A 9,578-nucleotide genomic window follows, 5' to 3' on the forward strand; every position below is an offset into this window, starting at 1 on the left:
TTCTATGACCACCGCCGTAGCCGCCCCGTTCCGTTTCTTCTCGCTCCAGGTCGTGCGGACGAGGCGGCTCGGTCCGTCCCTGGTCCGTGTCACCTTCGGCGGGCCCGATCTGCACGCCTTCCACTCCGACGGGCGTGACCAGTCGCTGTCGCTGTTCCTGCCCCACCCCGGACAGCCCGAGCCGGTCGTGCCGCTCGAGCTCGGGGACGGCTGGTGGCAGGGTTGGCGTGAACTGCCGGACGACGTACGGGCCGTGATGCGGTCGTACACCCTGCGGGCGCTGCGCCGCGGCCCGGACGAGATCGACATCGACTTCGCCCTGCACGGCATCGAGCCGGGCGCCTCGGTCCAGGCCGGCCCCGCCTCCCGCTGGGCCGCCCGGGCCGCCGTCGGCGACCGGGTGCTGCTGCTCGGCCCGGCCGTCGCCGACAACCGGGCGATCCGCTTCCGGCCGCCCGAGGACACCGACCTCGTGGTCGTCTGGGGCGACGAGACCGCCGTCCCCGCCGCCTCGGCCATCGTCGAGTCGCTGCCGGCCGGCACCCGTGCCCGGGTCTGGCTGGAGGTGCCGCACGCCGGGGACATCCAGGACCTGGCGACCGAGGCCGACGCCGAGATCACCTGGCTCGTGAGAGAAGAGAAGGGTGCCCAGGGCTCCGCCATGGTCCTCGACACCCTGCGAGAGGCCCGACTACCGCCGGCCCAGCGGCCGTACGTCTGGATCGCGGGGGAGTCCGGCTGCGTGAAGCAACTGCGCCGGCACTTCGTGCGCGAGCGCGGCATCGACCGCCGCCGGGTCACGTTCGTCGGCTACTGGCGCCGCGGCGTGAGCGAGGAGCAGTTGAGGGCCGAGGAATAGCCTCAGCCCTCCACCCCCTTTCCCCAACCCATGTGACACGAGTGACCACAGTCACGGCAGGGCCCGATCTTCAGCCAAACAACTTAGGTTAGGCTTGCCTAAGTTGATTGAATCGGCGGTTCCAGCCCGCCCTGTCCCGCACCGGACTGTCCCCACCGGAGGACCCCTACATGCGCTCGCACCTGCTCAACGACACCACCGCGGAGCAGTACCGCCGCTCCGTGACCGACGGAGTCGAGCGGGTGGCCGCCAAAATCGCCACCACCGAACGGCCGTTCACCGGGGTCACCGTCGACGCCCTGGCTCCCGCCATCGACGCGATCGACCTCGACAAGCCGCTGCACGACACCGCCGCGGTGCTCGACGAACTGGAGGACGTCTACCTCCGGGACGCGGTCTACTTCCACCACCCCCGCTACCTGGCCCACCTCAACTGCCCGGTCGTCATCCCGGCCGTGCTCGGCGAGGCCGTCCTGTCCGCCGTCAACTCCTCCCTCGACACCTGGGACCAGTCGGCCGGCGGCACCCTGATCGAGCGCAAACTGATCGACTGGACGACCGAGCGCATCGGCCTCGGCCCCGCCGCCGACGGCGTGTTCACCTCCGGCGGCACGCAGTCCAACCTCCAGGCGTTGCTGCTCGCGCGTGAGGAGGCCAAGACCGACACGCTGGCGAAACTGCGCATCTTCGCCTCCGAGGTCAGCCACTTCAGCGTGCAGAAGTCGGCCAAACTACTGGGCCTGGGCCAGGACGCCGTGGTCTCCGTACCCGTCGACCACGACAAGCGCCTGCAGACCGTCGCCCTCGCCCGCGAGCTGGAGCGCTGCAAGCAGGACGGCCTCGTCCCCATGGCCGTCGTCGCCACCGCCGGCACCACCGACTTCGGCTCGATCGATCCGCTGCCCGAGATCGCCGAGCTCTGCGAGCAGTTCGGCACCTGGATGCACGTCGACGCCGCCTACGGCTGCGGCCTGCTCGCCTCCCTGAAGCACCGGGACCGGCTGAACGGCATCGAGCGCGCCGACTCCGTCACCGTGGACTACCACAAGTCCTTCTTCCAGCCGGTGAGTTCGTCCGCGGTGCTGGTCCGCGACGCGGCCACCCTCCGGCACGCCACCTACCACGCCGAGTACCTGAACCCGCGCCGCATGGTGCAGGAACGTATCCCCAACCAGGTGGACAAGTCCCTGCAGACCACCCGCCGCTTCGACGCCCTCAAGCTGTGGATGACCCTGAGGACCATGGGCGCCGACGGCATCGGGCAGCTCTTCGACGAGGTGTGCGAGCTGGCCCGGGAGGGCTGGAAGCTGCTCGCGGCCGACCCGCGCTTCGACGTCGTCGTGGAGCCGAGCCTGTCCACCCTGGTCTTCCGCTACATCCCGGCGTCCGTCACCGACCCCGCCGAGATCGACCGCGCCAACCTCTACGCCCGCAAGGCCCTGTTCGCCTCGGGCGACGCCATCGTCGCGGGCACCAAGGTCGGCGCCCGCCACTATCTGAAGTTCACCCTGCTCAACCCCGAGACGCAGGCGTCCGACATCGCCGCCGTCCTCGATCTGATCGCCGGCCACGCCGAGCAGTACCTGGGAGAGTCCCTTGACCGCGCGTCCTGAAAACCCGAACAGAATCCATGACTTCGTGGGCATCGGGCTCGGCCCCTTCAACCTCGGCCTGGCCTGCCTCACCGAACCGATCGACGAACTCGACGGCGTCTTCCTGGAGTCGAAGCCCGACTTCGAGTGGCACGCGGGGATGTTCCTCGACGGCGCCCACCTCCAGACCCCGTTCATGTCGGACCTGGTCACCCTCGCCGACCCGACGTCCCCGTACTCCTTCCTGAACTACCTGAAGGAGAAGGGCCGGCTCTACTCGTTCTACATCCGCGAGAACTTCTACCCGCTGCGCGTCGAGTACGACGACTACTGCCGCTGGGCAGCGAACCAGCTGAGCAGCATCCGCTTCGGCACGACGGTGACGGAAGTCCGCCACGAGGACGACGTCTACGTCGTGCGGACCGAGACCGGAGAGGCCTTCCGCGCCCGTCACCTCGTCCTCGGCACGGGCACCCCGCCCCACATCCCCGCGGCCTGCCAGAACCTGGGCGGCGACTTCATCCACAACTCCCGCTACCTGAGCCACAAGGCGGAGCTGCAGAAGAAGGACTCGATCACGCTCGTCGGCTCCGGCCAGTCGGCCGCCGAGATCTACTACGACCTGCTCAGCGAGATCGACGTCCACGGCTACCGGCTGAACTGGGTCACCCGCTCCCCGCGCTTCTTCCCGCTGGAGTACACCAAGCTCACGCTGGAGATGACGTCGCCGGAGTACGTCGACTACTTCCGCGAACTGCCCGAGGCCACCCGCTACCGCCTCACGGCCGAGCAGAAGGGCCTGTTCAAGGGCATCGACGGCGACCTGATCAACGAGATCTTCGACCTGCTCTACCAGAAGAACCTCGGCGGTCCCGTGCCCACGCGGCTGCTCACCAACTCCTCGCTGACCAGCGCGACGTACGAGAACGGCACGTACACGCTCGGCTTCCGCCAGGAGGAGCAGGAGAGGGACTTCGAGCTGACCTCCGAGGGCCTGGTCCTGGCCACGGGCTACCGGTACGCCGAGCCGGAGTTCCTGAAGCCCGTCCGCGACCGCCTGGTCTACGACTCCAGGGGCAACTTCGACGTCGCCCGCAACTACGCCATCGACGTCACCGGCCGGGGGATCTTCCTCCAGAACGCCGGCGTCCACACCCACAGCATCACCAGCCCCGACCTGGGCATGGGCCCGTACCGGAACGCGTACATCATCCGCGAGCTGCTCGGCACCGAGTACTACCCCGTCGAGAAGACGATCGCGTTCCAGGAGTTCTCCGTATGAGCACCACCGGCATCGGCACGTTCACCCTGCGCCCCGTCGACCCCCTGAAGGACGCCGAGCTGCTGCACTCCTGGGTCACCCACCCCAAGGCGGCCTACTGGATGATGCAGGACGCCCGGCTCCAGGACGTCGAGCGCGAGTACATGCGGATCGCGGCGCACGAGCACCACCACGCCCACCTCGGTCTGCACGAGGGCCGGCCGGCGTTCCTGATGGAGAGGTACGACCCCCGCTACGTCGAGTTGACCGGGCTGTACGACCCGGAGCCCGGGGACGTCGGCATGCACTTCCTGGTCGCGCCGACCGACCGGCCGATCCACGGCTTCACCCGGGCCGTCATCACCGCCGTGATGGACGAGCTGTTCGCCGACCCGCGCACCCGGCGGGTCGTCGTGGAACCCGACGTGAACAACAAGGCCGTGCACGCGCTGAACGAGGCCGTGGGCTTCGTGCCCGAGCGCGAGATCGACAAGCCGGAGAAGCGCGCGCTGCTGAGTTTCTGCACGCGCGAACAGTTCCTGGCCGCCCGAGGAGTAGCCGTATGACCCTGTCCGACGCCGTAGCGCACCTGTCCCCCCACCGCTGGGCGCGGGCCAACCGCCTCCTGATCCGCAAGGCCCTCGCCGAGTTCGCGCACGAGCGCCTGATCACCCCCGAGCAGGACGGGGACGGTTACGTCGTCCGCAGCGACGACGGCCAGACCCGGTACACCTTCACGGCCACGCTCCGCGCCCTCGACCACTGGCAGGTCGACGCCGAGTCGATCACCCGCCACCGGAACGGCGCCGAACTCCCGCTCGCCGCCCTGGACTTCTTCATCGAGATGCAGAAGTCCCTGGGCCTGAGCGACGACATCCTGCCCGTCTACCTGGAGGAGATCTCCTCCACCCTCTCGGGCACCTGCTACAAACTCACCAAGCCGCGGATCACGGCCGCCGAGCTCGCGCGCGGCGACTTCCAGACCATCGAGACCGGCATGACCGAGGGCCACCCCTGCTTCGTGGCCAACAACGGCCGGCTCGGCTTCGGCATCCACGAGTACCTGTCGTACGCGCCGGAGACGGCGAGCCCGGTCCGGCTCGTCTGGCTCGCGGCACACCGCTCGCGCGCCGCGTTCACGGCCGGTGTGGGAGTCGAGTACGAGTCTTTCCTGCGCGAGGAACTGGGCGCGGAGACCGTCGAGCGCTTCCACGGCGTCCTGCGCGACCAGGACCTGGACCCGGCGGACTACCTCCTCATCCCCGTCCACCCCTGGCAGTGGTGGAACAAGCTCACCGTCACCTTCGCCGCCGAGGTCGCAAGGAAGCACCTGGTGTGCCTGGGCGAGGGCGACGACGAGTACCTGGCCCAGCAGTCGATCCGGACCTTCTTCAACCGGTCCAGCCCCGAGAAGCACTACGTGAAGACGGCCCTGTCCGTCATCAACATGGGCTTCATGCGCGGGCTGTCGGCCGCCTACATGGAGGCCACGCCCGCGATCAACGACTGGCTGGCCCAGCTCATCGACAACGACGCGGTCCTGAAGTCGACCGGCCTGTCGATCATCCGGGAGCGTGCCGCCGTCGGTTACCGGCACCTGGAGTACGAGCAGGCGACGGACCGCTACTCGCCGTACCGCAAGATGCTCGCCGCGCTGTGGCGGGAGAGCCCGGTGCCGTCCCTGAAGGACGGCGAGTCCCTGGCCACGATGGCGTCCCTGGTCCATGTCGACCACGAGGGGGCGTCGGTCGCGGGCGCGCTGATCGAGCAGTCGGGCCTCGCCCCGAAGGAGTGGCTGCGCCGCTACCTCCGCGCGTACTTCACGCCCCTCCTGCACAGCTTCTACGCCTACGACCTGGTCTTCATGCCGCACGGCGAGAACGTCATCCTCGTGCTGAAGGACGGGGTCGTGCAGCGCGCGATCTACAAGGACATCGCCGAGGAGATCGCCGTCATGGACCCGGACGCGGTACTGCCGCCGGCGGTGGAGCGGCTGCGCGTGGAGGTCCCGGAGGACAAGAAACTCCTGTCGATCTTCACGGACGTCTTCGACTGCTTCTTCCGCTTCCTCGCGGCGAACCTCGCCTCCGAGGGCATCCTGGAGGAGGACGACTTCTGGCGCACGGTCGCGGAGGTCACCCGCGCCTACCAGGACTCGATGCCCGAACTCGCCGACAGGTTCAAGCAGTACGACATGTTCGCCCCCGAGTTCGCGCTGTCCTGCCTCAACCGCCTCCAGCTCCGCAACAACGAGCAGATGGTCGACCTGTCGGACCCGTCCGGCGCCCTCCAGCTGGTCGGCAACCTGAAGAACCCGATCGCCGGGTTCTGACCCACGGGCAGACGGGCACCCCCGGTGTACGGTCCACCGGGGGTGCGCGTCTTTCCGGGCCGCGGGAACCGCGCACTCCAACGGCGGTGTGGAACCCGGGTCGTCGCGTGCCGAGCGACTCAGAAGGCCGGTGCTGCCTGCCCGGCGGCCTGACTCCGGCGCCGCGCACTGAGCACGGCGTCTCGCAGCCGTTCCTGAGCGATCGTCAAGCACGCGTAGACCGCTCCTTGTGCCGTCGACAGGCCGATCTGATGCGGACCCGTCCTGATCTCCGGCACCGCGGGAAGGTTCTGGTCGAGCCGCTCGCGCACCTGGGGAAGGACGACGTCGACGAGCGGACGCAGCCGGCCCACGAAGTAGACCGACTCCGGGTCGAGCGTCACCGCGACGACGCTGACAGCGGTCACGATCGCGGTGGTGAACGCCTGCAGCACTTCGGCGTGCGGCGCCTCGTTGGGCGGCGCTTCGGTGTGCGGCTGCAGCCAGAGATCCTCGATGCGCTCCAGGTCGAGTCCCCGCTTGCGAGCGAACCGGAGGAGACCCCGGGTGCTCAGCAGCTCGTCGAGGTTCTCGTCGCCGGCTCCCGAGGAGAGCACGCCGATGTCGCCGAAGGTGGGGGTACTTCCCCGGGCGAGCTCGTGATCCGTGCAGCTGGCGAAGTTCAGTATGGTGCTGACGCTGAAGAGCGCGGCGTTCCTGATCGTTGCGTCGTCGGTGAGGATTCCGAGCAGGGACGCATTGGCATCGCTGTCGAGGAGCACGGGGGCCTCGACCAGGTTCTCGACGGCTCGGTGGAGGCCGGAGCCCGCGAAGATTTTCATCGACTCCGCGGGGCCGAAGATCTCCGTGCCGTTGCGGACCCGGCCGGGCACCGCGGCGACGATCTGCCGCAGAGGACCCTGCGCAGACCGGGCGGCCCTCTCGATGAGGTCGACCAGCCATCTCGCGGCGTCCTCGACCTCCTGGTGATCGGCGGTGGGAACCGTCACGTGCTGGATCTCCCGCCCCCTCAGATCGGTCACCAGAACACCGGTGGTCTGGGCACCGAAGCTGACTCCGGCGACGTGACCGGTCGTGCCGGGCAGGTCCAGATAGGTGGAGCGGCGGCCGCGGCCGGTGATCTCGTCGACCCCGCCGTCGACGACGAAGCCGTCGGCACGGAGCTCCTCCACCGCTCTGGACACCGTGGCCTTGCTCAGGCCCGTCAGCTCGATCAGCTGGTTCCGCGTCAAGGGCGCGTGGGAGAGGACCACGTCGAGGACTGATGCCTTGTTGTAGTCGCGAGAGGTCGGGTTGGTCACGTGATGACCATAGCGAGCGCGGTACGCCGATCGGTCTGGGACCGGTCTGGGCGGTACGTCCAAGGGTTTCGACGCGGTGAGAACCGGGTGTTCCGACGGATCCGTCCCTCCCGCCCGGCCGCGCTCGTAGGGGTCCGTGTCGGCGTGTTCTGCCTTGCCGGACGGTTCTCGACTCATCTGTCATGCACTCCGCAGGGTTCGTGAAGCACTCCAGGAGCGCATCGTCGCGTTGCGGCGAAGCCTGGAAGCCGGGGTCGACCACCCACTGACTGTCTGCTGTAAGCGGGGCGACTTGACCGTGTGCGGCGAGCATACCATTTTAGTTTCAGGCTGGAACTGATACTGATAAGGTTCGAGCCCGGCATCGAGCACTCCCGCGCACCTGACCCAGGGCGGCGGACGGCACTGGCAGGAGAGAGCAGCGACATGAAGTTCACCCCTTATTGGCTCGACACCGCTCCCCAGGGTCCGGACCGGTCCCGGACCGAGATCGGTGGGAGTGTCGAGGTGGCGATCATCGGAGCCGGCCTGACCGGCCTCTCGGCGGCACTTCACCTGGCCCGCAAGGGAGCCTCCGTGCACGTCTTCGAGAAGGACACGGTCGGCTTCGGCGCGTCGGGCCGCAACGGCGGCATGGCCACCACGGGCTTGTCGATCGGCTTCCGCGACGCGATCTCCCGCTACGGCTTCGACACCGCCAAGCGGTATCTGATGACCTACCACGACGCGGTCGACACCCTCGAGAAGCTCGTCACGGACGAGAACATCGACTGCGACTTCGCCCGCACGGGCAAGCTGAACCTGGCGTCCAAGCCCGCCCACTTCGAGGGCCTGCGCAAGACCCACGAGATCATGTCCGGCCGGCTCGGGCTCGAGACCCGTCTGATCCCCAGGAGCGAGATCCACTCCGAGATCGGCTCCGACAGCTACCACGGCGCGCTGGTCGAGGCCAGGAGCGCCGGGCTGCACGCCGGCAAGTTCACCAGGGGGCTCGCCGAGGCCGCCGCGCGTCTTGGTGTCACCATCCACGAGAAGGCACCGGTCGAGAAGGTCGAGCGGCTGGGCGGCACGAAGCACGAGCTGGTCACCGCGCGCGGAACCGTCCGCGCCGGCCAGGTGCTCGTGGCGACCAGCGGCTACACCAGCCGGCCGTTCCGCTGGCACCAGGTGAGGATCGCGCCCGTCGGCAGCTTCATCATCGTGACCGAACCGCTGGGCAAGGACGTCTGCGACCAGCTGCTGCCGAACCGCCGGATGGCGTCGAACAGCATGAACCTGCTGAACTACTTCCGGATCACTCCGGACCACCGGCTGCTGTTCGGTGGCCGCGCCCGGTTCGCCATGTCCAACCCGCAGTCGGACGAGAAGAGCGGACGCATCCTGCACAAGACGATGACCGAGGTCTTCCCGCAGCTCACCCACGCCCGCGTGGACTACTGCTGGGGCGGCCTGGTCGACATGAGCATGGACCGCATGGTGCACGCCGGCGAACAGGACGGACTGTTCTACTCACTCGGCTACTCCGGTCACGGCGTGCAGATGGCCACCCACATGGGCAAGCAGATGGCCGAGTACATGAGCGGGAGCCCGGACGCCAACCCCTGGAACGACCTGCCCTTCAAGCGGATCCCGGGACACTTCGGTCCGCCCTGGTTCCTGCCCTTCGCCGGCGCCTTCTACAAGTTCAAGGACATCGTCAAGTAGGAGTCGCGGCAGGGCGCACGCGGGGAACACCGCGGAGTCCCCTTGCTGACGGATTTGATGCGCCCGAGGGCCGCGAGGGCATCACGGGCGTCCGCGCCGGCAAGCCGACGGAGAGCATCGAAGCAGGAGGCGCGCGGCTGCACCAAGGCCCGGAGGCTCGACAGCCCCGCAGCCCAACAGCCTTGCTCGGCGAGTCAAGCAGTCCGGGTCGGCTCTGCTCCCCGCCCAGCCCGGCGGGGGCATCGGTCCAAGTAGTGGCGTCGCCAGGCGCCCTCCCTCCCCTTCCCACCGCAGCGGGCCGGCGGTCACCCTCGGACGATCCCCCCCCCGGGGGGTGGTGAAACGCCCCTCACGGGCATGCGGAGCGGGCTGCCGGCGACCTCGAAGATCCCGCGAAAAAAGTTTTTAGTTTCAGGTTGGAACTGGAATGAATGATGGTATGGTTTCGGCCAACGCAGCGAGCAACCCCGGACAGACTGAAGGTGTGCCGATGACTTCGACGCTGAGTCGGGCAATCGCCCACTACCCC

Annotated in this window: 7 protein-coding genes; 6 read left to right on the forward strand and 1 reads right to left on the reverse strand. The window is 68.4% G+C overall.

The genetic code is table 11. The features are described from left to right. Window positions 1–4: 4 nt before the first annotated feature. The 5 genes from GTY47_RS24010 (at window position 5) to GTY47_RS24030 (ending at window position 6,044) form a co-directional block, all read left to right on the forward strand. The gene (locus GTY47_RS24010; RefSeq protein ID WP_010046991.1) at window positions 5–859 is read left to right on the forward strand and encodes a siderophore-interacting protein; all 855 of its coding nucleotides are present in this window, start codon (window positions 5–7) and stop codon (window positions 857–859) included. A gap of 170 nt (window positions 860–1,029) precedes the next feature. Further along, a complete protein-coding gene (gene desA / locus GTY47_RS24015) occupies window positions 1,030–2,472 on the forward strand; it encodes a lysine decarboxylase DesA (protein ID WP_010046993.1) in 1,443 nt (480 codons plus the stop codon). Continuing rightward, window positions 2,456–3,733: a lysine N(6)-hydroxylase/L-ornithine N(5)-oxygenase family protein gene (locus tag GTY47_RS24020; RefSeq protein ID WP_029181667.1), complete on the forward strand. Its 1,278-nt coding sequence runs from the start codon at window positions 2,456–2,458 to the stop codon at window positions 3,731–3,733. The genes desA and GTY47_RS24020 overlap by 17 nt, the downstream gene beginning before the upstream one ends. After that, the gene (locus tag GTY47_RS24025) at window positions 3,730–4,278 is read left to right on the forward strand and encodes a GNAT family N-acetyltransferase (RefSeq protein WP_010046995.1); all 549 of its coding nucleotides are present in this window, start codon (window positions 3,730–3,732) and stop codon (window positions 4,276–4,278) included. Before GTY47_RS24020 ends, GTY47_RS24025 begins: the two co-directional genes overlap by 4 nt. Continuing rightward, window positions 4,275–6,044: an IucA/IucC family siderophore biosynthesis protein gene (locus GTY47_RS24030; protein WP_010046996.1), complete on the forward strand. Its 1,770-nt coding sequence runs from the start codon at window positions 4,275–4,277 to the stop codon at window positions 6,042–6,044. Before GTY47_RS24025 ends, GTY47_RS24030 begins: the two co-directional genes overlap by 4 nt. 119 nt (window positions 6,045–6,163) lie before the next feature. Here GTY47_RS24030 and GTY47_RS24035 read toward each other — a convergent pair whose 3' ends face one another. Continuing rightward, window positions 6,164–7,345: an ROK family transcriptional regulator gene (locus GTY47_RS24035; protein WP_010046997.1), complete on the reverse strand. Its 1,182-nt coding sequence runs from the start codon at window positions 7,343–7,345 to the stop codon at window positions 6,164–6,166. Between the two features lie 426 nt (window positions 7,346–7,771). Here GTY47_RS24035 and GTY47_RS24040 point away from each other — a divergent pair, with 426 nt between their 5' ends. Further along, complete coding sequence (locus tag GTY47_RS24040) at window positions 7,772–9,049, forward strand: FAD-binding oxidoreductase (protein WP_010046999.1); 1,278 nt, start codon at window positions 7,772–7,774, stop codon at window positions 9,047–9,049. The last annotated feature ends 529 nt before the right edge of the window (window positions 9,050–9,578 follow it).

Origin of the sequence: Streptomyces sp. SID5464, from assembly GCF_009862985.1 — a bacterium.
Taxonomy (GTDB): domain Bacteria; phylum Actinomycetota; class Actinomycetes; order Streptomycetales; family Streptomycetaceae; genus Streptomyces; species Streptomyces chartreusis_D.